At 59.6% G+C, this 23,728-nt stretch carries 19 protein-coding genes; 7 read left to right on the forward strand and 12 right to left on the reverse strand.

Features of this window, described 5'->3' with window-relative positions; genetic code table 11:
- Positions 1-154: 154 nt before the first annotated feature.
- A complete protein-coding gene (locus tag J4O76_RS20670) occupies positions 155-2,356 on the forward strand; it encodes a putative bifunctional diguanylate cyclase/phosphodiesterase (protein ID WP_426283940.1) in 2,202 nt (733 codons plus the stop codon).
- 458 nt (positions 2,357-2,814) lie between these two features.
- Here the strand turns inward: J4O76_RS20670 and J4O76_RS20675 are convergent, their stop codons facing one another.
- Together J4O76_RS20675 and J4O76_RS20680 are read right to left on the reverse strand one after the other, a co-directional pair.
- Entirely contained in the window at positions 2,815-4,698 is a 1,884-nt protein-coding gene (locus J4O76_RS20675) for an AI-2E family transporter (protein WP_426283941.1), read from the reverse strand.
- 155 nt (positions 4,699-4,853) lie between these two features.
- On the reverse strand, positions 4,854-5,444 hold the full coding sequence (locus tag J4O76_RS20680) for a DUF4142 domain-containing protein (protein WP_426283942.1): 591 nt from the start codon (positions 5,442-5,444) through the stop codon (positions 4,854-4,856).
- Between the two features lie 153 nt (positions 5,445-5,597).
- On the opposite strand from J4O76_RS20680, the gene J4O76_RS20685 reads away from it, so the two are divergent.
- A complete protein-coding gene (locus J4O76_RS20685) occupies positions 5,598-6,008 on the forward strand; it encodes a DUF3597 family protein (protein WP_426283944.1) in 411 nt (136 codons plus the stop codon).
- Positions 6,009-6,417: 409 nt separating this feature from the next.
- Here the strand turns inward: J4O76_RS20685 and J4O76_RS20690 are convergent, their stop codons facing one another.
- The 6 genes from J4O76_RS20690 to J4O76_RS20715 all read right to left on the reverse strand — a co-directional run bounded on the left by J4O76_RS20690 (position 6,418) and on the right by J4O76_RS20715 (position 13,579).
- Complete coding sequence (locus tag J4O76_RS20690) at positions 6,418-6,942, reverse strand: DUF937 domain-containing protein (RefSeq protein ID WP_426283946.1); 525 nt, start codon at positions 6,940-6,942, stop codon at positions 6,418-6,420.
- Between the two features lie 110 nt (positions 6,943-7,052).
- Positions 7,053-8,324, reverse strand: a complete 1,272-nt coding sequence (locus tag J4O76_RS20695; RefSeq protein ID WP_426283948.1) for a YihY/virulence factor BrkB family protein — start codon at positions 8,322-8,324, stop codon at positions 7,053-7,055.
- A gap of 94 nt (positions 8,325-8,418) precedes the next feature.
- The gene (locus J4O76_RS20700) at positions 8,419-9,711 is read right to left on the reverse strand and encodes a cation:proton antiporter (RefSeq protein WP_426283950.1); all 1,293 of its coding nucleotides are present in this window, start codon (positions 9,709-9,711) and stop codon (positions 8,419-8,421) included.
- 116 nt (positions 9,712-9,827) lie between these two features.
- Positions 9,828-10,520, reverse strand: coding sequence for a hypothetical protein (locus J4O76_RS20705; protein WP_426283951.1), 693 nt, complete (start codon positions 10,518-10,520; stop codon positions 9,828-9,830).
- 25 nt (positions 10,521-10,545) lie between these two features.
- Positions 10,546-11,166 (reverse strand): OmpA family protein, encoded by a 621-nt coding sequence (locus tag J4O76_RS20710; RefSeq protein ID WP_426283953.1) that lies wholly within the window; start codon positions 11,164-11,166, stop codon positions 10,546-10,548.
- A gap of 559 nt (positions 11,167-11,725) precedes the next feature.
- Entirely contained in the window at positions 11,726-13,579 is a 1,854-nt protein-coding gene (locus J4O76_RS20715; protein WP_426283955.1) for a cation:proton antiporter, read from the reverse strand.
- A 534-nt stretch (positions 13,580-14,113) separates the two neighbouring features.
- On the opposite strand from J4O76_RS20715, the gene J4O76_RS20720 reads away from it, so the two are divergent.
- From J4O76_RS20720 to J4O76_RS20730, 3 genes are read left to right on the forward strand one after another with little or no spacing between them, the layout of a single operon-like run.
- Positions 14,114-15,523, forward strand: coding sequence for an EAL domain-containing protein (locus tag J4O76_RS20720; protein WP_426283956.1), 1,410 nt, complete (start codon positions 14,114-14,116; stop codon positions 15,521-15,523).
- 32 nt (positions 15,524-15,555) lie between these two features.
- The gene (locus J4O76_RS20725; RefSeq protein WP_426283957.1) at positions 15,556-15,720 is read left to right on the forward strand and encodes a hypothetical protein; all 165 of its coding nucleotides are present in this window, start codon (positions 15,556-15,558) and stop codon (positions 15,718-15,720) included.
- Entirely contained in the window at positions 15,710-16,153 is a 444-nt protein-coding gene (locus tag J4O76_RS20730) for a BLUF domain-containing protein (protein WP_426283958.1), read from the forward strand. Before J4O76_RS20725 ends, J4O76_RS20730 begins: the two co-directional genes overlap by 11 nt.
- Before the next feature lie 296 nt (positions 16,154-16,449).
- Here J4O76_RS20730 and J4O76_RS20735 read toward each other — a convergent pair whose 3' ends face one another.
- On the reverse strand, positions 16,450-16,830 hold the full coding sequence (locus J4O76_RS20735; protein WP_426283959.1) for a hypothetical protein: 381 nt from the start codon (positions 16,828-16,830) through the stop codon (positions 16,450-16,452).
- 221 nt (positions 16,831-17,051) lie between these two features.
- Between J4O76_RS20735 and J4O76_RS20740 the strand changes: the two genes are divergently transcribed.
- The gene (locus J4O76_RS20740) at positions 17,052-17,555 is read left to right on the forward strand and encodes a ferritin-like domain-containing protein (protein WP_426283960.1); all 504 of its coding nucleotides are present in this window, start codon (positions 17,052-17,054) and stop codon (positions 17,553-17,555) included.
- A gap of 490 nt (positions 17,556-18,045) precedes the next feature.
- Positions 18,046-18,972, forward strand: coding sequence for a GGDEF domain-containing protein (locus tag J4O76_RS20745; RefSeq protein ID WP_426283961.1), 927 nt, complete (start codon positions 18,046-18,048; stop codon positions 18,970-18,972).
- On the opposite strand, the gene J4O76_RS20750 is transcribed toward J4O76_RS20745, so the two are convergent.
- The 3 genes from J4O76_RS20750 to J4O76_RS20760 all read right to left on the reverse strand — a co-directional run bounded on the left by J4O76_RS20750 (position 18,908) and on the right by J4O76_RS20760 (position 23,664).
- Positions 18,908-21,358 carry a bifunctional diguanylate cyclase/phosphodiesterase gene (locus J4O76_RS20750; protein ID WP_426283962.1) on the reverse strand — a complete coding sequence of 817 codons (2,451 nt, stop codon included), beginning with the start codon at positions 21,356-21,358 and terminating at the stop codon, positions 18,908-18,910. The genes J4O76_RS20745 and J4O76_RS20750 overlap by 65 nt on opposite strands.
- A gap of 511 nt (positions 21,359-21,869) precedes the next feature.
- The gene (locus J4O76_RS20755) at positions 21,870-23,465 is read right to left on the reverse strand and encodes a KfrB domain-containing protein (protein ID WP_426283963.1); all 1,596 of its coding nucleotides are present in this window, start codon (positions 23,463-23,465) and stop codon (positions 21,870-21,872) included.
- Positions 23,446-23,664 (reverse strand): antitoxin VbhA family protein, encoded by a 219-nt coding sequence (locus tag J4O76_RS20760; RefSeq protein ID WP_426283964.1) that lies wholly within the window; start codon positions 23,662-23,664, stop codon positions 23,446-23,448. Before J4O76_RS20760 ends, J4O76_RS20755 begins: the two co-directional genes overlap by 20 nt.
- Between the last annotated feature and the right edge of the window lie 64 nt (positions 23,665-23,728).

The raw sequence follows: 23,728 nt of genomic DNA on the forward strand, positions 1-23,728 counted from the left end.
CAGTCTACCGAGCCCGTCAGCATTTCGCCAACGGATCCGCAGGCGGTGCTCACCTGCAAGCATGACCCCGCACGCTATGCCTATGCCCAGTAACGCGGTGTTGAGATTATAAGTTTAATGTCGGAAGCGGACGAACCCCAGCGTCGGGAAAAACATGCGATCGGCTCCCCATCTCTTTAATGAAGACGCCCGATTGGCAGCGCTAGCGGAATATGATCTGCTCAGCGACAGCGACGATGTCGATCTCAATGAGATGGTTAAGCTCGCGGCACGGCTGTTCGACGTTCCCATCGCACTGGTGTCACTTATCGAGCGCGATACCCAAACGTTCAAGGCGCGCATCGGCCTTGATGTCTGTGAGACTGCCCGCGACGTTTCCTTCTGCGCGCATGCTATCGCCCAGACCGATATCCTTGTCATTCCCGATGCATTGCTGGACCCACGCTTCGCGACCAATCCGCTTGTAAATAACAGCCCCCATATCCGCTTCTATGCCGGCGTTCCGCTGCGCTCGCCTGGCGGATTTGCAATCGGCTCTCTCTGCATCATCGATCACCGGCCAAGGAACGGCTTTTCCAACAGGGACAGGGCCAACCTTCAGTCGCTCGCCAGGATCGTGACGGACAGGCTCGAGATACGCCGCTTGGCGGTGGCAGGGGCGATAGGCCAGACTCGGTTCGAAAACATTGCCGCTACATCACCCGACGGCATCATCTGTGCCGACCATCACGGTGATATCACTTTCTGGAATGCTGCGTGCGAGCGGCTGTTCGGGTTTACCGCAGACGAGGCGGTGGGCAAAAGCCTCGACATCATCGTGCCGGAACGCATGCGCGGCGGCCACGGTGGCGGGCTGCAGCGGGTTGCGGCTGGCGGCAAGCCGCGGCTCGTCGGTACGACCGTTGAACTGGATGCCGGGCGTCAGGATGGGTCAGAGTTTCCAATCGAACTCTCCTTGTCGATGTGGCGCGAAGGGGACCAGGCAAGCTTCGGTGCCATTATCCGGGACATAGGCGAACGTCGCGCCAATCAGACCAGGCTTTTCAACCTGGCCCACCTCGACAGTCTGACCGGCCTTCCGAACCGGGCGGTCCTACTCAACCGGATCGGCGAGTGTGCGAAAACCGAACCCCTTGCGGTTCTGATGGTCGATCTCGATGGCTTCAAGAACGTCAACGATACGCTCGGGCACACCGCTGGCGACACTGTACTGCGCCAGGTCGCGGCGCGCATTCTCGAATGTGTTCGGCCCATCGATACAGTAGTCCGCCTCGGCGGCGATGAGTTTGCCATTCTGATGCCGGATAGCCCAGATCGGGCAGCCGTCGGAGCGACTGCCGACTGTGTCATCGCTGCGATCGGGGTGCCGTGCGTCAGCGACGGGCAAATGGCTCATATCGGTGCCAGCATCGGCATCGCCTTTGGGCCGAACGATGGAGAATTCGCTGAAGACCTTCTCTCAGCGGCAGACCTCGCCATGTACCAGGCAAAGAGTGAGGGACGAAACTGTCGGCGGTTTTTTGCTTCCCCGCTGCGCGACGCGGCTATCAATCGCCGGGCATTCGAAGGCGAGTTGCGCCGAGCGATCGATGAAAACGAGTTTGAGCTGTTCTACCAGCCGCAGGTTCGGATGGCTGATGGTGCACTGCTTGGCGTTGAGGCGCTTCTACGCTGGCGTCACCCGGTACAGGGCTTGCTCCCGCCCAATGATTTTCTCCCGACAGTCGAGAGCGGCCTTCTCGCGCCGGAAATTGGGCAGTGGGTCATGGAGACCGCATGCGCTCAAGCCGTCGAGATGCGCCGTAAGGCCCCTGATCTCGTAGTAGGTGTCAACGTGTTCGGCGCTCAGTTCAGTACGGGGCGGCTGGCGATCGACGTCGCCGCGGTCCTTGCGCGGACCGGCTTGCCCCCCGAGGCGCTGGAACTGGAGATTACCGAGAATATCGTCCTGCGCCACGACGACACCATGCTGACGCCGTTGCGCGCGCTGCGAAAGGCGGGCGTGGGAATCGCTTTCGATGATTTCGGGACCGGTTTTGCATCGCTCAGCCTCCTCAAGCGCTATCCGCTTAGCCGGCTCAAGATCGATCGAAGTTTTATTCGCGATATCTGCACGGATCGGGTCGATGCCGCAGTGGTCAACGCGATGGTATATTTAGCAACCAGTCTTGGGGTTGAAGTCATCGCGGAAGGCGTCGAGACCGAAGCGCAACGCGACCTGTTATGCGCCTGTGGCTGCCCAACAGCGCAGGGGTACCTTTATGGCCGTCCCATGCCGCTCGCCGATCTAAGTGTTTATCTATGCGAGAGTGCTCGGGAATCTCCGTTGGCGGGCGCTACGGTGCCGGTGACGTAGCTCGCAGGTGGCGGCGCCAAGAGGGACGACGAAGCGCAGGATATACGGCTAGGATTTTTGCCCGGACAATTTTTTCGACGCTGAACCCGTTTAGCCAAGCGAAACGCCTGTGCCAAACGGTCATCTTGTAGATCGGCCGTGTTACCACTTTGCCATAACAATCATCGAATGAACGTCGTGCGCGTGACGAATGCACGCGAATACGGATGACAGAGGTTATCGCGCTTTACCCGCAGCCAATCCTCCGCCAGCGCCGGGTTAGCTTAGGGATTTTCCAGTGGCTCGCGACTTCGACGAGCTCGGCATCCGGGAAGCGCGCGAGGACGTCGCGGCCGCAGGGATGATCCCGTACAGCAGGCTCTAGATATGAGTTTGGGATCGATCAGCGTGCGCGGCAAAGCCGTACAGGATATATAGGTAGCCGGAGGCAATCTTGCATCGCAAACGCCTAAAGTCGATTACGCTGCCTTCGAATATGAACTCGCTTCTACGATCACTGTGACCGCCTCGGCTAACGAGCTTACATAGCGGTCCGCACCCAAGGCCTGTTGGATCCCAGTATCGCTGAGGGTAGCTTCTCCCTGCGGCCATAGCCCGACAACAATGCGAGCGTTCGGCGCTCGGGCACGCAAGCGTCGGACTAGGTAACGCAGCTGGGCTGGCGAACCAGTCACCTCCAGATAAGAAATGGCAATCACGTCGATCCTGGTCAGATTCAACGTCTGCACCGCATCTCGGGACACTGCGGTATTGGGGATACGCTTCGCGTGCACCCCATGCTGGCCCAGCAACTGCGTGAGCATAGCCGTTACCGCGTCATCGAACGCACCGTGCCCCGCAACGCAGGCGACCGTTTGAGCCTGTGCAACGGTGTCAGACGGTGCTGCCCCTGACGTTGGCTGTAGGTCCTCGATCACGGACATCATCGATTTGGTCATCTGCGCCGCACCAGCGCGGTCGATTGTCCCGCGCGCTTCGTCTTCGACTGCCAGCTTCAGCCCTTCAAGCACGACCCCGTCATAGTATTCGGTGAGAGACCGGTCAGTGAGAAGCATCTCAGCCTGTGCCAAAGCCTCGTCCGGGTTCCGAGCCAGAATGCGCTGGTAGAAGCTTTCGATAGGCGTCAGCGCCGGTCTGTCGCCTAGCAAGACGTCGAAGAACTCCAGGCTCTTCACGTGGCGCCCCATGACCACCAGACATAGCGTCAGCGGGGTGGACATGATGAGCCCGATCGGACCCCAAAGCCACGTCCAGAAGATCGCCGATACAATTACCGATACAGGCGAAAGACCTGTCGAGTGGCCATAGAGCAGTGGTTCGACCACATAACCGGTAAGCGGCTCGATGATCACGAAGAGCGCTACGACTTCCAGCGCCATGCCCCAGCCTGGATCCACGGCCGCACCGAGCGCCGCAGGAGCTACTGCGGCCAGGAACGGCCCGATATAGGGCACGAAGCGCAGCAGACCCGCCATCACGCCCCACATGGCCGGCGATGGTATGCCGATCAGCCATAGACCAAGGCCTATAACGACGCCGAAGCACGTGTTCACAGCCAGCTGGGAAAGGAAATATTTGCTGAGGCGCTGTCCGGCGTCATCGATGGCGCGCGTTGTGCGGTGCAGGTCGCTTGATCCGAACAGGCGGATAAACCGATCGCGCAGATCCTCCTTCTGCATCAAGACGAATATCGCCACGATGAGGACAATGACCGTTGTTTCCAGCGGGCCCAGGATGGGTTCGAGAACCGTTCGTGCTATCGCGAACGGCGACGTGCTGCCTTGGACGACCTCCACCGGGATAGGGCGGCGTTGATCAGCCGTCGTCGGAGCCGACGGTGTTGCCAGCGTCGGTGTGGCCGCACGAGGTGTGGTAGTTGGTCGCTTGCCCCCCAGTTCCTTTGTGATTGAGGCAAGGCGTGCGACCGCAAACCCCTGAACCCCTTGGACCTTGGCTTCGATGGTGCGGGCATATTGCGGCGCGTTCACCGTCAGCGACGCGGCCTGACTGCCGATAAGTGCGCCGAACAGGCCCAAGAGGCCCAGGGCCGCTATGACGGTCAGGATCACGGCGGGCGCACGCCAGAGACGCAGACGCTGCAGCAGGTTGACGACCGGTGAGAGAACGAAGGAGAGCATCACCGCCAGGGTGATCGGAATGAGCACTTCCTGACCGAAATACAGGGCGGCGATGACGAGCGTGCCAACCGCCACGCCGGCCAGCGTCTTGAGTTCAGGCGCCGAGGCCGAGCGGATTTGAGCCGCACCTGGATTGTCCGCGGGCGCTTCGCGGCTACCGGTCACGACATCCTTGTAGCCGGCGATGTTGTCGGGGCTGCTCATGCGGAAACCTTCCTACCGGGGCTCGCGTATCGGTCACGTCGAGACCCGGCACGAAGCATTTTTCGTTGTATCCGTCCTGACGTCGGGACGGGCAAAGCCGAGAGGTACACTTGGCGTCCCTCTCGGCTTCATACTTCATCGTCTGGGACGCTACCTCAGGACTTGAGCGCTTTCGCCATGTTGAGATGCGCCGCAACCGTCGGTGCCAATCCCGACGCAAACGTCTTCAACTGCGGCACGTCGCCGGTTGCAGCATAACCCTTGAGCGTATCGAGCGTCTGCTGATGCCCGGCGACCTGGGCAGCCGCGTAAGCGGTGTCGAAATCAGCGCCCTGCTTGGTCTTCAGATCAGCAAGCTTCTGCTGCTGCTCGGCACTCAGCGCTGGGTTGGGCGCCAAAGCTGGCGACAGCGTCGCGGTCAGGGCCTTCAGCTTCGCAGTCGAACCCTCATGTGCGGTGATCATCTGGCCAGCGAACTTCTTTACCGCAGCAGATGCGCCGTTGGTCACGGCAAGCTTCGAGGTCTCGATCTCGAACGCATCGCTCGCAGCCGCCATGTTGACGAAAGCCTGTCCACCTGAGGCGGGTGCTGCCATCGCATCATTGGAACCAGCTGCGTTCACGTCCATGGCGGTCGTGTTGGCATAGGTGCTGTTATCGACGGCGGTCGTATCGTCGGCCTTCTTGCCGCATGCGGCCAATGACAGGGCCGCTACCGACACCAGTGCCAGGGTCTTGATGTTCATTATGCTCTCCATCTGCTCGCATATTACCGCTATCTGCCCAACGCGTGCCCCCTGAGGACCGTTCCGCACGAGTAACGAGCTCCGGACCGATCCTGAAGCGAGTTCGTTCTAGCCGTCTGCCGGCACAGCTGCCGGCCTTATCGGGACACGGTTATGAGCATCTTCAGCACAATCATGAACAAGGTTTTCCACCACAACGCTGCGCCAGCCGCTGCGCCAGCTCAGGCCCCTGCCGCTACGCCCCAGGCCGCACCGCAGGCAGCGCCAACCGCTACCGCCCAGCCCGCCCCCGCAGCGTCCCAGCAGTCCGTCGATGTCGGTGCGGTCCTCAGCGAGATGGCATCGATGAAAGATGGCGGCGGCAACTACCAGAGCTCGATCGTCGATCTTTTGAAGCTGCTGGACCTGGATTCCAGTCTGACCGCTCGCAAGGAACTTGCTGCCGAGCTGAATGTCCATGCAGCAGCCGACGGCTCGGCCGAGCAGAACATCGCCCTTCATAAGGCAGTGATGCAGAAGCTTGCCGATAACGGCGGTATCGTTCCCGACAGCCTGCGCAACTAACGCGCCCGATCCGGAGGGGACCGCACCCTACGCGGCCCCCTCCTGCCTTAGACTGCTGGTTTAACCGTCTTTCAATCTAGCGAGCTGGACTAGCGTTCGGAGGCGTCCCAGCGACGGTTCCCTGCGCTGCCTGTGCTGGCAGTGTCTGACTACCACGCGGTGGTCCATTCGGCTCTTTCTGAAAGCCACGCACGGCGAGCCCGCAGATCGTGACGACGAGTGCCACGATCATAACGAAAATGACAATTGCCGCAGGACCGGCTCGCTTGTTTCCTCGTCTTCGCATCACATGCGCTCCCCAGTCATGCCATCGATGGTATCGCCGTGCCGTAGCCCTGTGGCGACGAGATGTTCGTGGACCTCAAGTCCTCCGTTTTGATCAGCAGGGCAGTACTAAGACCGGACCTTTCTATCGCCGTTCGCCAAAGACCGAACCAAGAATGCCCCCCAGTCCGCCGCCAAGACCGCCCCCGGGCGCAGCGCCTGCGACTCCAGCGCCACCCAGGCTGCCGAGTACAGATCCAAGGATTCCGCCAAGGCCGCCTTGCTGCCCGCCCGAGCGCCCTGTCAGATGGCCAGCTACCAGCATGACCAGGATCGGCAGCATCTGCTTGAGAAGCTCAGGCGCCAGGCCGCTGCTCTGCGCCGCGTTGTCGGCGACCTCACGACTGCCGTCCTTCGACCCGAAGATACCGCCGAGGATCCGATTACCGCGATCGATCTGCGTCGGCTCGTTGCCCAACACGTTCGAAGCAAGGTCTGCGCCGCCAAGCGTGTTCACATGGGCGTCTAACTGCGTCGTGTTATTCCCCATGCCGCTCAGAACCGACGGCAGCAACGCCTCTGCGCCGCGCTGGGCTTGCTCACGCGGTATGCCTAGTTGGGCGGCGAGTGCATCGATGCCACCATCAGGCAGCAGGTCATTGAGATTCATCTCGGCTTCCTTGTTGTAACGGGTACCAACAGATGCTGCGACCTATAGGTCCGGTCCCCTTCGATCGAGCTAGGACCTTGGATCGGTAGGCATGCGCTGTCTGCGCCATGTTAGTCAGGGAGTTCGGGCATACGAGAGCCACTGGATCGGCCGGAGAGCCAACTAAGCCCTCCCCCGATAGCAAGCAGCCCTGCCCCCATAAGCGCCTTGTCACGGCGTCGAAGGAGAACAAGCCCGCCGGTGACGAGGATGGAAGGTACCATGCCGGCTTTACCCAGGCCGGTTACGCGTGCTGCACGCACGACCATGCGGCCGGCAGCGTACTCACGCCAAGGTGACGGCGTAGACGGTGCGGCTCGGGATACCTCCTTGTCACCATTTGAGGGCTGCGGTCCTGGTCCTGGCTGCGGCGCTATCTCTGGTCCGGAAGCTACCGTGTCGGCTGCGTACGCTCCGCGATCGCCGAGCGATTTAGTAGGCCCCCTGGTCGTGTCTTGCGTCGTCTGCCGCTCCAGCTCGCAATTGAACTCGGCGCCGAGCAATAGAATGTAGGCGGACAAGTAGAGCCAGGTCAGCAATACGATCGCGGCTCCCAACGAGCCGTAGGTCGCGTCGTAGCTGCCGAAGTTTGCCACGTAGAACCCAAAGCCAAGGGTAACGACCAGCCACAACACGGTTGTTAGCACCGAACCAGGCGTCAACCACGTCCACTTCGCCTCATCGCGATTGGGCGCGTAGCGGTAGAGCGTCGCCGCTGCTGCGGCTCCCATACCGGCCATGACCACGTAGGAAACAATCTTTCCCGCTATGAGAACAATAGCAGGGGCGGAGGGGAACATTGTGTCCAGGCTGCCCATTGCGGCTATCGCGATGATAGCGACGATGGCGATAAGCACCGCCCCGGCGGTGATGGCTAACGCGATGAGGTTCAGCCGGACGAAGCTGCGCGTTTCCTCTTCGTCATAGGCGATGTTCAGCGAGGTGATGAGCGCGGTTGCGCCTTTCATTGCGCCGTACAACGCGATGCCAAGCGCAAGCAGAAGGCCGAACCCCTTCTTGCCGTCCGATGTAGTCACAACGTTGGCCAGCTGTTCGCCGATCAGCTTGGCCGCATCCGTCGGCATGACTGACGTCAGTGACTGGACGTTCTTCACCACCGTAGCGGGTGTGGCGACCAGACCATAGCTCAGCACTACGGCGCCCAGCATAGGCACCATGGCGAGCACGCCGCAGAAAGCCACGCCTGAGGCTACAAGGCTGATGTTATCCTGGCCTGCTTCCTTCCATGCTCGCAGAGCAATGTCTTTCCAGCCTTTTGCAGGAATAGCCCAGGGACTGCCAGCGTCGTGCCCCCTGGAGTCCCTCTTGTTCGTCTCGGTCATGCCTTGTCCCTTTACGCATCTCTTGCATCTGGCATGCGATCGCCGTTCTCATGCTACAGGCCAGTTTTGATATGATCTTCGATACAGATTTGCCTCAAACTCCCACGGCGGGCGGCGCATCCTTGTCCGGATCTCGCCCGTGTTGCTGATCAAGCAAACGCATGATTGGCGTCACGGTGAGGCCGTGCAGAACGATCGAAAACAGTACGACCAGTCCGAGGAGGCCCCACAGACGTTCGGCCGCATCGACGTGGATGTGGTTCAGACCATAGGCCAGGTAATAGATCGATCCGACGCCGCGGATGCCAAAGAAAGCCAGCGTCAGTTTTTCCGAGCGGTCAGCCCGGTGGCCGGTCAAGCCGATCAGTCCAGTAATCGGTCGGATGACCAGCAGGATCACGAGCGCGATCAGCGCGTCCGTCAACGATACCGGATTCAGGAGCCCGCTGACCAACGCGCCGCCAAACAGCAGCAGCAACACCATCATTGCGAGCCGTTCGATCTGCTCGGTGACATCGTGCATGTCGTGATGAAAGTCGTGCGTTCGGTGCGTCCCTCGAAACGTCAAAGCAGTCACGAACACGGCGAGGAAGCCGTAGCAGTGGATGATCTCGGTAAAGCCGTAGGAGATGCAGGTCGCAGCCAGCGCGATCAAGCCGTCACCGGTCTGCGCAAGCTTGGTTTGCGCGGGGACGTGGAAGGTCAGCCAGCCAAAGGCGCGACCGATCAGCCAGCCAGCGCCGACGCCGGCGCCGATTTCCCATAACACCCGGTAAGTCAGCCACTCACCCAGCCATGGTTTGCTGCTCCCGGCTGCGGTTGCGGCTGCCAGCATGATAGCAAGATGGACGAACGGAAATGCGAAGCCATCGTTGAGGCCAGCTTCGGACGTCAACCCGAAGCGTACCTCGTCTTCGTCCTCGCTCTTGGGCGGCCCGACCTGAATGTCGGCTGCCAGGACAGGATCCGTGGGGGCCAGGCTGGCAGCAAGCAGCAGAGCGATGGCCCATGGCAGTCCCATTCCCCATGCCGTTACCGCCGTGATAGCGAGAATGCCCAGCGGCATCGTGATCGCCAACAGCCGCCAGGTAACCGCCCAGTCCCGCCACCTGAACACCCGGTCGATCTTCAGACCAGCCCCCATCAGCGCGATGATCACGACGAACTCGGTGAAGCGTTCCGTGATCTCGGGGTAAAGAAGCGGCAACGGCCTGAGCGTGACTTGCGGCAGCGAGAACAGCGCAACGCCAAGCGCGATACAGACGATTGGCAACGATAGCGGTAGCTTACGAAGCGCCAGAGGCAGCCAGGCGACAAGCGCGGTCAGCAGGCCAAAGCCGGTAAGAATGAGAATGTAGGGATCGGGGAACCCGGAAGCGGCGATCATGACGGGTCTTTCCGGTAGGGGATGAGACTGTGCCGCAGGAAGGCGCGCATTCTTAATCGCTAAAGAACTAGGAGACGATGAGCGATGGCACTGCCATCGCTCATCGTCATTTTAGTCTACGAGCGGTCTGGGCCCTTGCCCTGCTCACTCTCACCACGACGTTCCTGCTCGATACCGTCGTGTTTCAGGCTCTCGTTTCCAAACACGCTGCCGGTTGCCTGCTTGACGTTACCAAGCGCCTCGTCAGCCATGCCCTTCGCCTTGCTGCCAATGCTATGGTCGTTGCCGTACGAGCGTACCCGCGACGAACCACGGTCTAGATCTCGACGTCCGTAGATCGATGACGTGTTAGCAGGTGGTACATCGTCGCCAGACGTTGCAAATGCCCGATCCGGCGAAGCATCAAGACCATAGCTGGCAGCGGTCGCCGCTGCCTCGGCTGGCTCGTAGTCCCAACCCGACGAGCGCCAGGATTCGGCACGTTCATCGATATCGACCGTGTTTGCTTCTTCCAGGACGCTGACGGCCTCACCGACGGCATCGTCATCGACGTCTGCGGTCAGAAGGAAGCCGCCACGACGCACGCCCTCTTCGTATGTGTGGCGGTCACGGTCAGGCAGAAACGCATTCTTGATCGACGCCCAAATGCCGCGATCCTCGTGCGTCGAGCGCGTGGTTTCATTGTAGCCGTCGCTGGTCTTGTCATGGATGCGGATGTGATCGGCATCCACGCGTGACTGCTTCAGGCGTTCCTGGGCTGCGTCGGCGTCGTTACGGTCATCGAATAAGGCGGTGATGGTACGGGTCATGATTGTCTCCAGATATTTCAGTGAATTAGCGCGAGGTTACGACCAGCTCGGTGCGGCGATTCTCAGCCTGACCGGCGGTCGTAGCGTTGGTGTCGACCGGATCGGTCTCACCGCCAGACACAGTTTCAATGCGAGCGGCATCGATACCCTGCGCGACCAAGCCCGCCTTGACCGCGTCGGCGCGCGCCTTGCCAAGAGCAACATTAGCCGCTGCCGGCCCCCGAGCGTCGGCATAGCCTGCGATGCGGACGCGCGTGTTTGCATACTGCTTGAGGACAGTAGCAATGCTCGCCACTTCCTGTGCGTCGCCGGCACGCAACGTGGCCTTAGCCGTATCGAAAGTCAGTTGTTCGAACTGGAATGTCCGCGGCGCAGCTTCGGTACCACTGAGGTAACCACCAAGGCCTGAGGTACCCGCAAGCGCTGTTGCCGACGCCGCGCCTGGGGTCGTCGCCACGACTTCGGTCGGCGACGAACCTGAGGCCGGTGCAACTGCGACTGTCTCGTCGTGCCCGCAACGACTTAGTGCGAACAGCAGCGCCAGAATACCTGCGGCAAGCGCAATCCAGGCAAGCCAGTTAACTTTTTTCTTCTCGATATGAATCGAGCGCGGAGGAGCCCCGTCCTTGTTGTGTGGATCGGCCATTATGTTCCCCTATTATGGCGCCACCGTAGCGCGACATTTGATACTGGAGCGTAACGACTGATGCGCAGCATTAGGTTCCTGATTTATCCAGACCATTGCTCCAGGTCTATACGATTATGGGAAGGTCGATCGTGGTCTCGATGACTATCGTTTCTCGGAAATGGGGTCGGTCTCAGAGCGACACGATGCAAGCGCGCCGGTGTCGCAAAAGTCGAGACATACGAGACGTCCGAAACTTAGGATATTAGCGACGAAGGCACGGTTAACTTGGATTTGTGCTAGAGATGGCGAACAGTCCACCCACACCCAAGGCGTACAGGACGAGAACGGCGAGGGAGTCGAGGCCCATCCGGAATATCTGGCGTTTAGGCCGGAAAATTAACCCTGCAGCATAGACGCACTCAGTAACACGCCCAACCCAGCGATCCAGATGACGCTGCCGCATGCGGCAAAGATCGTTAGCAAGATGGGTAAGCTAAGTCCGTCGAACATGTACGTCCTTTATGCAGCGCGAGCGGCGGGTGCCTTTACCTGACAGGTGGATGTGTAGGCGTAGCGTTCATGCAGCGATCGCGTCACGTTTCAACAGCCGACGCCAACGGGCCCGTTTCGGCTCCGTTACCGGTGCGAGGGAAGCTTTATAGAGCCGCAAGATCAGGTCGCCCTTTGCCGGCACAGCCGTATGCTCTGCGCCAAGAAACGCCAGCTCGCCACTGTGCCGTACAACTGCGACAGGCCATCCGTCGTCAGTGGCCGGAAGAGGCGGTTTGTCGCCATCCATGTAGGGCTCGACCACTAACGATGCACCAGCCTGCATAAGGTCCGCCAGGTGCTCGAAGGTCATTTTCTCTCCAATTACGATCTTGCCGCGCCATTCCCGCGACGCTTCGTACCGCGTAGCGACCTCGTTTGTCGCAAGCTGGTGGACACGCTCGCGGCCAAGCTCGGGGGCGAAACGCGTGCAGACCAGGGCGTTGTAGGCGTCGTCCGGCGTCGCTGCGAGTACCTGCTCGACATCGCGCAGGTCGACCACCTCCTCACCGATTACCGAGAGCACCTCAACCCGTAGCGTCTTCAATCCAGCGAGCCGGGCAGCCTTGAGCGCCAATGCCGATCGATCGACCACGACTACCGGAATGCCGGCGCCGTGAAGCGCTTCGCCAAGCCTCACCGTCCAGCGCGAGGCACCGACGATTAGCAGGCCGCCCCGCCCACCCGACGCGAGCTTCAAGCGACGTGCGAGGGGTGCCAGCGACAGTCCGTGCAGCAGCACCGTGGACGCGATGACGGCGAACACGAGGGGTAGGACGAGACGTGCATCGGGATAGCCGGCGTGGGCGAGACGCTCGCCGGCAACCCCTGCGATTGCTGCAGCCACCACGCCGCGCGGGCCGATCCATCCAACCAGTAGCCGTTCCCGCCAGCTCGCCTTCGCGCCGATCGTCGCGAGCCAAATCGCCACCGGCCGAACGACGAACAGGATCATCAGCGTCGTCATCGCGATCGGCCAGCTCAGCATCTCGACCGTGCCGCGGTCGATGTTGGCTGTGAGGAGGATAAATAGCCCTGACACCAGGAAGACCGTCAGCGACTCCTTGAAACGGCGGAGTTCCTGAAGGCCGGTGACATCGATATTGGCAAGCACGACGCCGAACAGAGTCGCTCCCACTAGTCCGGTCTCGGGCTGGATCGCCTCCCCTGCCGCATAGATGCCGAGCGCGCTCGCTAGCAGGATCGGCGTCTTGAGGTACTCGGGCGCGAGATCGCGCGCGAACAACGTCCGGATGCCGAACGGCACCGCCAGACCCAAAGCGGCCGCAAGGCCAGCGCCCAGCAGCGTATGCCAGGCGAGATGAATGATCGCCGCGCTCCCGCTCATCGTGGTCGACAACGTCAGATAGCTCAGGACGAGCAGCGTCAGTGTGGCACCAATCGGATCGTTGACGATGGCTTCCCAGCGCAGGAACGCCGCGGCGCGCGGCTCGAGCTTTGCCTGCCGCAGCAGCGGCATGATGACGGTTGGCCCTGTCACGACGAGGATTGCGCCGACGAGGATCGCCACCGGCCAAGACAGCCCGGCTACCCAATGTCCCGCCAGCGTACCCAGGAGCCAATTGAGCGGCAGCGCGACTGCAACCAGTCGCATAATGCCCGATCCAGCCGAACGAAGCTCCCGCAAATTGAGGTTCAGGCCGCCTTCGAAAACGATGATCGCCACCGCCATGCCGATCGCCGGCCGCATGACATCGCCGAGTGCCGCCGATGGCCGTACGATGCCGCCAATTGGCCCCAACAGCGCGCCGATCACCAGCAGCGGGATGATTGACGGGAGTTGGAGCTTCCATCCGAGCCATTGACCAAACACGCCGGCGACAGCGACCCCCACGACGAGCAATAGAATGGTATCTTCCAACGTCGCGTCCCCCTTGAAAATCGACGCTCTCCGCCGACTGACATGCAGAAGCAATGGCGGCCCGAAATGTTGCTAGAGCGGCTCATTTGGGTGCCCGCAGTTCGGCGTACTTTCTGCGCAGGAAGGCTTGAACAGCACGTGGTCTGACTGAGGTGAGCGGCCGCTCCTGTTGTAGCTGCGGTGCTCGGGTACATCCCTGTCGCAGAAGAGGGGAAATGTGCGACGTCAACAAGTCAGGAGATGTGCGACAACCTTTCCTAACTCATCTGGCGTGGGTGAGGCAATTTTTAAACTGCGAACGGGAGTCTTGAGGTGGCTGACGCCTAAGGCAGCCGTTTTCCCCTTGCCCGCTAGCTATTCCCCGTTTGTGAGGCACGTGAATCGCTGTTTTTCCGCCACGTGTTAATGGACGTGGAATGCTAGTTACGTCGGCTGCATCAAGCAGAAAGGGCTGGGCTTTAACGTCTCGTTCGCTTGTAGCCGCTACTGCCGGGGGCAGTTCCCGGAGCATTTCGATCCATGTTTCAAAATCTAATGCAGAACTCCGAGATTGCATCGGCTTCTTCCGCGCGGATACTGGAATCACTTCAGCATCCCGTCTTGGTCGTCGACGCCAACAGTGAAATAACCTATGCCAACGCGACCGCCGCAGCCAGCTTTGGTGGCTGGATCGTCGGACTGACGCTACCCGACATTTTCGCCGATTATCTGCGTTCGGTGTCGATCGCCGACGGCCCGTCGAGCATGAGGCTCATGACGCGGCAATCCGAAGCATATGAAGCGCTGTTAAATCCAATTGGCGGCGGTAACATTTGCATCAGCCTCTGGCCAGTCGCCATTGCCATCGAAAAAACGCAGGCTCAGGCAGATGATCTGACGGGGCTTGCTTTGCGCAACACTTTCATGGCCACACTTGAACGCGCACTGCCCGGCACCGTCGAGGGTGGCGAGCCAGTCGCGTTGCTCTGCCTCGATCTCGATCGCTTCAAGATGGTCAACGACACGCTGGGGCACGGCATCGGCGATCAGTTGCTCAAGAAAGTGGCGGACAGGCTGCGTAAGGCTTCACGCAAGGATGATCTCGTTGCCAGGCTTGGGGGCGACGAATTTGTTATCCTCCAGCGCGGCATTCGTTCGCCTCGCGATGCGGAGTTTCTAGCCGAACGCCTGGTCGACCTGATCGGGCGAACCTATGTGCTAGGCGGGCACACGGTGAACATTGGCATCAGCATCGGCGTGGCGCTGGGGTCAGGTTCGATGCAGCCTCGCGATGTTCTGCGCAATGCAGATCTGGCGCTTTACGAAGCAAAGCGTGCGGGCCGCGGACGCTATCGCTTTTTCGAGCACGGTATGGACAGGCTGCTGCACGAGCGCCGCGAGCTGGAGATCGACCTGCGCCGAGCACTGGCGCTCAAACAGTTCGAACTCCACTACCAGCCCTTTTTCGATCTCTCGACTGATACGGTGATGGGCTTTGAGGCCCTGTTACGTTGGCAGCATCCTGTCCGCGGCAATGTGCCTCCGCTCGACTTCATTGCCGTCGCCGAGGAAAACGGACTGATCGTCAAGATAGGCGAGTGGGTACTGCTGACCGCATGTATGGAGGCGGCGGCGTGGCCAGGAGACCTCGTTGTGGCGGTGAATGTCTCGCCGCTGCAGTTTAAGGCGGACACGCTGCTTGCGTCTGTGTCTTTGGCGCTTGAGAGATCGGGGCTCAATCCGGAACGCCTCGAGGTCGAAATCACCGAAGGTGCTCTTCTCGCCGATACGGACAACGTGCTGACGACGCTACACGCCCTGCGCGCCTTAGGCGTCAAAATATCAATGGATGATTTTGGCACTGGGTACTCGTCGCTGAGCTACTTACAGAAATTTCCGTTTAATAAGATCAAGATTGATCGCTCGTTCGTTGCCGGCGACGATCCGGATAGTGAAGCATACTGAAAGCCGTATCAAGCCTCGGCACCAGCCTCGGTATGGCGATTACCGCCGAGGGCGTCGAGACCGCTGATCAGCTCAAGCGCATACGCGATCAAAATTGTACCCACGTTCAAGGGTACCTCACTGGACGGCCGATGGCGCAGGCGAGCGTGCAGTCCTTCCTTGGCAGGAAAATCGAAGGAGATGGTGATGTCCACTGAGGACTATCGTTTGGTGTATTACAGTCGTAATCTGACGACCTGCGACGTTGACACGTTCGCGGCAGAAGTGAACGATATCCTCGCGACGAGCCGCGCGAACAATGAACGGGATGGCATCACTGGCGCGCTGATGTTTAACGCCGGTTGTTTCGCTCAGGTGCTCGAAGGCCCTCTTGACGTGGTGGAACTTGCTTTCGAACGCATCCAACAGGATGACCGCCATAGCGAAGTCTCTCTCCTCGCAATGGAGCCGATCAAGGCACGAAGTTTTCCGAACTGGGCAATGGGGTTCGTCGGTATGTCAGACGATAATGCGGCGCGTTTTGCCGATGTGGCAACGGCGAGCAACTTCGATCCGTCTCGCTTCAGCGGCGATAAGTTGCATTCGATTTTGCGAGATCTGGCGGTAGAGGAGGAGCGTGCTGCCGCCTGATCGATCAGGTACGCACGATCCAAAGCATGGCGCGATCCTCGGCTTATCCAGCGGCAACGATCTACTATTTAGCTTACGGTCTCAACCACGTCGATGTCGCCGGCGCCGACCGCCTATGGGGACTGGTCGGTCTCGTCGTGCTCTTCTCTGTGGTCCTGCATGGCCTAACGGTGACGCCTATCCTGCGGCTGCTGGATCGCAAGCATGGGCGCGATCTCCACAAGGATGAACCAGCCGCTGTTGGAGCCTAGCCTCACAATAAAACAAGGGCGGACGAACGTCCGCCCTTGCGTCAATCAGCTCTTCTTGCGCGCGCGCTTCGGTGCGGCAGCGGCCTCAGTATCCTCTTCCTCGTCGGGCTGATCCTCGCCCGCCTCGGTCAGGGCCTCGCCCAATGCCTTTAGCTTGTCCTGCGACTTGTCCGCCTTGTCAGCGATCTTAGTCGTCGCAGCACCAAGCCGGTGAAGCAGAGCATGTACACGGTCGGCGTCGGGCTCATCCTTTTCGAGCTGCTTCCGCAGTGATCCGAGATCGCGAAGGATGCCCTTGGCGCCCACTACATCAAGGTCGGCCAGAGCTGCTTCCCAATCTTCCACCATATCGGCGCCCTTGGCTGGCTTGGTCGCGTCCAGCCCGCGATTGACCGCGTTCATCGTTCCGGCAAATTTGACGGCCATTAGATATCCTCTCTTGGGGTGCCGGATAATGCCGACGCTCCTTAACGATGCATGATCCCGGATGGTCCGTAACAATCCACAATTATGCTGTCCGCTGGTCTAAAATAACCAGCGGGGTGATGCCGTTGCCCTGCACCGTTCTTGCTCTCCCGCGAAATTTACCGGACCGATTAAGCGTAGCTGATCGTTCAGCTGTCGTTACATATCCGCAGGAGACGAACATGGCTGAGATCGAAACGCTTCAGGAGCTTTACGTTGACGAGTTGAAGGATCTTTGGTCGGCAAACGATCAGATGGCCAAGGCGTTAAAGAAGATCGTCGGTCAGGCGACGAACAAGAAGCTCAAGGATATGCTGCAATCGTCGCAGGACGGCATCGCCAAGCACACCGACATTCTGAAGGCGCTGATCGAGGGCCAGGACGAAAAGCTCAAGAAGGAGCATTGCAAGGGTATGGAGGGCTTGGTCGCCGAGGCGCTCAAGCATACCGTTGAGGAAGCGCCAAAGACCGGTCCCGTACTCGACGCAGCGATCATCGCTCAGTATCAGCGTATGACCCACTACGGCATTACTGGCTTTGGCACGGTCGCCGCATTTGCGAAGGCGTTGAAGCTTGATGACGATGTCGCCAAGCTCGATGCTGCGGTCAAGGACATGTACAGCGGCGACGAGATGATGACGGAACTGGCCGAGTCCGCCGTGAACGTGGACGCAGTGGAAGGCTGATTGCCAAACGTTGTCTTGGAATCAAGCCTTTTCAGTGCCCGCTTAGAAATCTAGTTGGAAGCGGCGCAGGTGATGCCGAACGAACGGCATCACCTGCGCCAACTTTCAATAGACCGTACGAACGCTCGCTTTACGATCCCAATCGGGACGCTCGGCGAGCTTAGCGTACGATTCCAAACATCCTCTAGCCGGTCCTCTTCCTTCTCAGAGCCGACATTCCAGTGTCGCGAAAATGACGACATTCGAAACGTCCGCAATCTAGGAATTTTGCTACGCGACCGTTCGTTGAACGGTCATCACCAGGGCAAGGCGCCCCCCTTTCGGGACGGTGCCTCTCGCAGAGGCAGTAACGGCGATGAGCAACACGCCCGATGCTTCGAATAAGTCCTTGATTATCAATCTGTAAACCATTCAGGGGCATACGCGGCGAGTCCGCGTTTACGTGTCGGATACGAAAAAAAGCCGTACGTAAATGTCAGGACTAAAGAGCATGACGATGGCAGATCGCCTTGAAGCCGCGTCGACGACAACGGTCACAGCCTCCGTCCTACTGATAGCTCTCATTCTGCAAATCATTGACATCATCTATCCCGCGATCGGCATGGGGCCGGTCTATGTTTTATTGCTGGGCCTGGTCTCGTGGCGGTTAAGTCGTCGTGCAGCGGTCTTTTCAGCGGTAATCGCTATCGTGTTGAATACGCGCGCTACCATTCAAACGGGTATCCCAACTACGACCACGATAACGTTGCTTCGGGTAGGTCTTCGCTGCGCAGTGCTGGCGTTCGTTGTGGCAACGATGTGGGCTTTACGACGCGCTTACGAGCGTGAACGTGCGTCTGCACGGCTCGATGGCATGACAGGCTTGCTGAACAGATCAAGTTTCGAAGCCGCGATGGTCACGATGCTGTCGTCTACGACGATGCCGGTAGTGGTCGGTGTTATGGATCTCGACAATTTCAAGTCCATCAATGACCATCATGGCCATGCCGTGGGCGACGATACGATACGAACAGCTTCGCGCGCTGCCGTACGCGGGCTCGAGAGCTATGGGTTCGTCGGTCGTATGGGGGGCGATGAGTTCGCGTTTATCGCAGCACTCCCGGATGCAGGTAGCGGTGAGCAGTTCGCGATCGACTTCCATCGCACCATCAGTGAGGCACTGATCAGTCTGCCTGCGCTGTCAACGATCAGCATGGGCGCTGTTATAGCCCCGCCAGGTCACCGCCTCGATTACGATGCACTGCTGCTACGCGCCGACGGACTGCTTTATACCGCAAAGCGTAACGCGAAGGCCTCTGTCATTGTGGCCGATGTAGGAGCGCCCACGGTGTTGCCGAGTGCGATCCAGCTCGTCAGACGAGGTGATCCAGCGCCTTTGCGCGATCCGCAAACCCGCTTGGTACCTGTTCATTCATAGCCGAAACTAAGCCGATGTTGCCCGCCTCGGCTGCCAGCATCGTTGCAAGGGCAGTCGGTTCGAGCGGACGGCTGATGTGATACCCTTGAATTGTGGCACATCCTTCCGCGACCGAGAAATCGAATTGCTCCAACGTTTCGACGCCCTCTACGGTGGTGGACATACCCAGGCATGTCCCCATCGTAATGATGGCACGCACAATGGCGGCACTTTCGGGATCCTGGGGTATCTGACGAACAAATGACTGATCGATCTTGATCTTGTCGAACGGAAACTTTCGCAGGTAACTCAACGACGAATAGCCAGTCCCGAAATCGTCCATCGATATACGCACGCCCGATGCCTTGAGCTCGTTCAATGTTGCAAGCGTCCGGTCCTCGTCGGTGAGGAGAACACCTTCGGTAATCTCAAGCTCGAGTCTCTGGGGAGACAGGCCGGCAGCCGCCAGTGCAGCAGAGACATTGGCCACAAGCGAGCGTTCGCGGAACTGAACCGGTGAGAGATTGACGGCAACGCTGATGCCATTCGGCCAAGTTGCCGCTTCGAGGCAGGCTGTGCGCAATACCCAATCGCCAAGCGGTAAGATCAGGCCCGTTTCCTCCGCCAGCCCGATAAACTCGACCGGTGGAATCATGCCGCGTTCGGGATGGTTCCAGCGAACCAAAGCCTCCGCGGACGTGATCTGGCCCGTCCGTGTGTCCATCAGGGGCTGGTAGTGGAGCTCGAGCTGCCCCTCGATTAACGCGCATCGCAGGCCAGCTTCAAGCGTCCGCCGCTCTTGAACCTTATCGTCAAGCGACACGTCATACCGGCGCCAGACCCCCTTGCCGTCCGCTTTGGCGGCATACAATGCGAGATCCGCATTGCGCATGAGTTCCGCTGGATCGTCACCGTCACTTGGCGCGATGGCGATGCCGACGCTGGCCCCGAGATAGAGGAACTGACCATCGAGCATGAACGGAGACGCTTCAATCGCCCTGATGATGCGGGTCGCGAGCGTCGCTGCTGCCTCGAGGTCACCAGCGCCTAGTTGCAGGATAGCGAATTCGTCGCCACCAAGACGTGCAACCACGTCGCCCTCGCGCAGTGTCGTACTTAGTCGGTCAGCCACCATCGCCAATATCAGATCGCCAGCGCCATGACCCAGGGTATCATTGATCGATTTGAACCGGTCGAGATCGAGCATGAGCACGGCAAATACCTGATCGCGTTCGCGCCGTGATGCTGCGTGGACTGCAAGGAGATCGAAAAAGCGTGTTCGGTTGGGAAGCCCTGTCAAGGCATCGCTAAACGCCAGGGTTCGGATCTGCGCCTCGGTTCTGAGGCGCTCGCGTTGATCGCGAACGGCGATGACTGTTTGAATTTTATGTCCCAGCGCAACCTCTTGACGCAATACCCGGACCGGCACCGCATGCCCGGTGGCGTCGATGAGTTGGACTTCGCGTTCCTCACGTTCGGGCAGGCTCGCTATATCCAGTCCGGGTAGAAGCGAGCTGACGAAGCTGCCCGACAACAGTCCTGGCTCATACCCGGAAAGACGCTCGACACTGGTATTGGCGGTCACGATCCTATCGCCCTGGCAGATCAGCAACCCTTCCAAGGCAACGTCGGCGAGTTCGCGCAGTCGGCGACGATCGCGGCGAAGACGCACTTTGGCCGCGATATCGAAGCGCCATCCGAGAACGGCCAGCAGTATGAGCGCAAACGATACGCCAGCCACCACCGGTGTGATCGCCTGGGGTGACACCGCATCGGCAGGGAAGCGTGCAGCAGGATCGAAATGCAGCGTCATGGCTGCCATGCCGCAGAAGTGGAGGAGCGCGATCGAAAAGATCAGCAGCGGCGCGGCGCAAGCGCGGATACGGCGGTTGCGACTGGCAGCTGCCACCATAGCCAACCCCGAGATCGGCAAGCTAGCAACGATGGAGGGTAGTACCAGGCCGAGGTCCCAGGAGACGCCACCTTGGACGAGATAGGCGGCTTGCCCGACATAGTGGAGCGTTGCGACGCCGATACCGACGACCAAGCCGGCAATGAACTGTCTAACAGTTCCGCGCGCGCGTATCGCAATAGATACGCCCGTTCCGATGCCGATGATCGCACACGACAGCGATATGAATGTCAATACCGGGTCGAATGCCGCTGGCATGCCGGGCTTGAAGGCCAGTAGTACGATAAAATGCGTAGCCCATGCGGTACAGCCGCTGGCGGTGACGCTGACCAGGCCCCAATAGGTCCGCACCCGCCCCTCGTGCCGCGCCGCATGATAGGCGAGCGCGAACGACGCATAGATACCGATAGCGCACACAATGCCGGCTACAACCATAAGGCGGGCGTCGTGCGCGTGACGAATGCACGCAAACACAGATGACAAGGAACCGATCATCCAGCCATAATGCATTGGCTAGATTAACAAATTTCCCGGCCTTGCAGTACGCATGACTACCTATGGTAACGTTAGTTACTATCCATTCGCTAGACGAGCGACGCACGCATTTCGACCAAGCTGGTATCTATGCGGCGCTCAGCGAACTTTCCCGTGAATTACGATTAACAGATCACTGGGAGAGGCGGCGCGGTGGCTACGCCCCGAGGTAGTTCGAGGAATCTGAACATCGGGATACCCGCTCGACGCAAACCACGGTAGCAAGGGAAGACACTCTTCCCCTGCCCCTCTTCGAACGACGCCCGTCTGCCCCTCCGACTGTCCTGCCAGGGTATGCAAATGACACCTGTTCAGTCGCGAAATCGACCCTGATTGTACAGCCCAATTTGAAAGCGTCATTCCGGGTATACCCAGATTGACGCTAGACGTATCTTTCCTTCGTCCCGTTTCGCCATCGCTAATCTGGGGACAGTCCCCGCAGCCCTCACGAAATTAAGGATGCAACGGTAATCTAGCGGCTGCGACCCTGCCCTTGCGATTGTGGATCGCGGCTGACGATCGTCGCACGCCCGTTAGCGTAGACAATCTTTGGGCTATCCCCAACGTTCGGGACCTGTGGGAAAGCGGAAATCTCGTGCCGAGCAACCCCATTGCCATGGATCTGATACACGCCCTTTCCGCTGACGTGTAAGATCGATCCGCCGTAAGTCGTCCCGTCGTCGTTCTTAGCTGGCGCAGCAGTATCGAGACGAAAAACACCTTTTGGCAGCATGCCCTGCGGGTCGGACTTCTGGACCTCCCAACTACCTTCGTACCGGCGTTCGTGAAGCCGGCTACCGTTCATTACTACGACTTGTTCCGCGCCGTCGGGGATAGATCGGCCAGCCGGTACTTTTTCTGCTAACCCGGCCAAGGTGCTTCCTCGGCCTAAGCTCAGTAGCCCTTGCATGCCGCGTCCTTCCGCAATGGCTGGTTCGGATCGAGAGGTCGAGCTGCGTCCAGCATCGCGGCTGTGAACCGCGAGACGTTCTGGATGGGGCTGGATGTTTGGGATTGGCGTTGAGGAAACCTCTTGGGTCGTTCCATTCGGTGTATCCTTTAGCTGGTTAGCCAACTGTCTTTCCATGCCCTCTTGGTAGGCAAGCACACGGTTGAGCGCCGCCTCTCCAGGCGCGCGTTCGAATGTGACGCTGCCCTTCCCCTGGTCGCGCAGGATACCCAGCAGCCGGTCTGGCGCACGTTCTCCATCCAACATCGACTTCCGCGCGACGGCTTGCGAATGTGCTGGCACGAGGGAACGGTTGCGTAGGGAAGCCACGCGCGTCGTTTCCTCCGTTGCAGCGGCTTGTCGCCGTGCTGCGGGTAGTAGCGTAGCTATTTCCGCTTCCGCATCGTCAATCGGTACTGTTCGGGTTCCGGCCACTGTAGCAAGGCGTTGTTCGGCTGATTGGCGTATTAATTCATCGAGCCGATCCGCATTGGCAAACCGCCGAAGAGTCTCTGCAGCTTTGAGCATGAGCCTATCACCCTCTTGCTGAGACGTGCTTACGGCATCGATAGCCGGATATGTCCGACGTAAAACCTCGATATCACGCGCTTTGTAAAGCGCATCGCGCGTCACCGCATTCGCGTTGGTAATGTTCCAGTCCAGCTCATGTCCGGTTTCCTCGGCAAGCTGCCGTGTGAAGCTGCGAAGCGTACGGCTGTTGCCTTCCGAGAAGGGGTGGAGATGATCGAGATCGCCATAGAGCTTCGAGATCGTGCTGACGAAGTCGGGGGTGGAAAGCCCCCTCAGAGCGTCCCCGCCGCGTAGCCCTCGCAGCACTGTGTCTAACCGTTCGTCCACTTCAGGACGTAGGGCATATTCTACCCTATGTGGATTGATCGGCTCGGATTCGAGCCGGCGTTCCTTACCGTGCGATGGCGCGTCAGGACGATATTCACCCGGCGCGTACTTGGGTAGATCCTGGAAGATGAACCTGTGGAATTCGCGCAGATGCGCTGCGTCGTAATTCCCGTCGATCGGCCGCTCGATTATCTCTGCGATGCGGTTTGCGACGAGGGCGGCTTCGATGGTCTCGATGCTTTTAGGCGGCTGCAACGCCACAATATTCTAAGATAGCGGAGTTGAGGGCAGCGCGATCGAGCTTGCCGGCTACATAGTCGGCGAACAGGGCTTCGGTATCAGTATCGAGTACGAACCCCTCCATCCTGACGCTGCCGCGGGCAAAGTCGATAGCGTACCGCCGGCGGGCTTGCTCGGCCGTCGTGATTGAGGGTGTTTTGATCTGCCGATAGACGTTCATGGCGTTAGGGCCTCCAGGGTCGTCAGACAGTGATTATAGCCGCTAAAGGGCACGATGTGTAGAC

It is taken from the genome of Sphingomonas sp. NFX23 (assembly GCF_049887795.1).
Taxonomy (GTDB): domain Bacteria; phylum Pseudomonadota; class Alphaproteobacteria; order Sphingomonadales; family Sphingomonadaceae; genus Sphingomonas.

What these genes read in the sequence shown, in the direction of transcription:
- J4O76_RS20725 (WP_426283957.1), top strand. Translation starts at nt 15,556, where the DNA reads ATGGCGATTACCGCCGAGGGCGTCGAGACCGCTGATCAGCTCAAGCGC.
- J4O76_RS20680 (WP_426283942.1), bottom strand. Translation starts at nt 5,444, where the DNA reads ATGAACATCAAGACCCTGGCACTGGTGTCGGTAGCGGCCCTGTCATTG.
- J4O76_RS20685 (WP_426283944.1), top strand. Translation starts at nt 5,598, where the DNA reads ATGAGCATCTTCAGCACAATCATGAACAAGGTTTTCCACCACAACGCT.
- J4O76_RS20675 (WP_426283941.1), bottom strand. Translation starts at nt 4,698, where the DNA reads ATGAGCAGCCCCGACAACATCGCCGGCTACAAGGATGTCGTGACCGGT.
- J4O76_RS20700 (WP_426283950.1), bottom strand. Translation starts at nt 9,711, where the DNA reads ATGATCGCCGCTTCCGGGTTCCCCGATCCCTACATTCTCATTCTTACC.
- J4O76_RS20745 (WP_426283961.1), top strand. Translation starts at nt 18,046, where the DNA reads ATGACGATGGCAGATCGCCTTGAAGCCGCGTCGACGACAACGGTCACA.
- J4O76_RS20730 (WP_426283958.1), top strand. Translation starts at nt 15,710, where the DNA reads ATGTCCACTGAGGACTATCGTTTGGTGTATTACAGTCGTAATCTGACG.
- J4O76_RS20710 (WP_426283953.1), bottom strand. Translation starts at nt 11,166, where the DNA reads ATGGCCGATCCACACAACAAGGACGGGGCTCCTCCGCGCTCGATTCAT.
- J4O76_RS20705 (WP_426283951.1), bottom strand. Translation starts at nt 10,520, where the DNA reads ATGACCCGTACCATCACCGCCTTATTCGATGACCGTAACGACGCCGAC.
- J4O76_RS20735 (WP_426283959.1), bottom strand. Translation starts at nt 16,830, where the DNA reads ATGGCCGTCAAATTTGCCGGAACGATGAACGCGGTCAATCGCGGGCTG.
- J4O76_RS20720 (WP_426283956.1), top strand. Translation starts at nt 14,114, where the DNA reads ATGCAGAACTCCGAGATTGCATCGGCTTCTTCCGCGCGGATACTGGAA.
- J4O76_RS20750 (WP_426283962.1), bottom strand. Translation starts at nt 21,358, where the DNA reads ATGATCGGTTCCTTGTCATCTGTGTTTGCGTGCATTCGTCACGCGCAC.
- J4O76_RS20740 (WP_426283960.1), top strand. Translation starts at nt 17,052, where the DNA reads ATGGCTGAGATCGAAACGCTTCAGGAGCTTTACGTTGACGAGTTGAAG.
- J4O76_RS20760 (WP_426283964.1), bottom strand. Translation starts at nt 23,664, where the DNA reads ATGAACGTCTATCGGCAGATCAAAACACCCTCAATCACGACGGCCGAG.
- J4O76_RS20695 (WP_426283948.1), bottom strand. Translation starts at nt 8,324, where the DNA reads ATGACCGAGACGAACAAGAGGGACTCCAGGGGGCACGACGCTGGCAGT.
- J4O76_RS20690 (WP_426283946.1), bottom strand. Translation starts at nt 6,942, where the DNA reads ATGAATCTCAATGACCTGCTGCCTGATGGTGGCATCGATGCACTCGCC.
- J4O76_RS20670 (WP_426283940.1), top strand. Translation starts at nt 155, where the DNA reads ATGCGATCGGCTCCCCATCTCTTTAATGAAGACGCCCGATTGGCAGCG.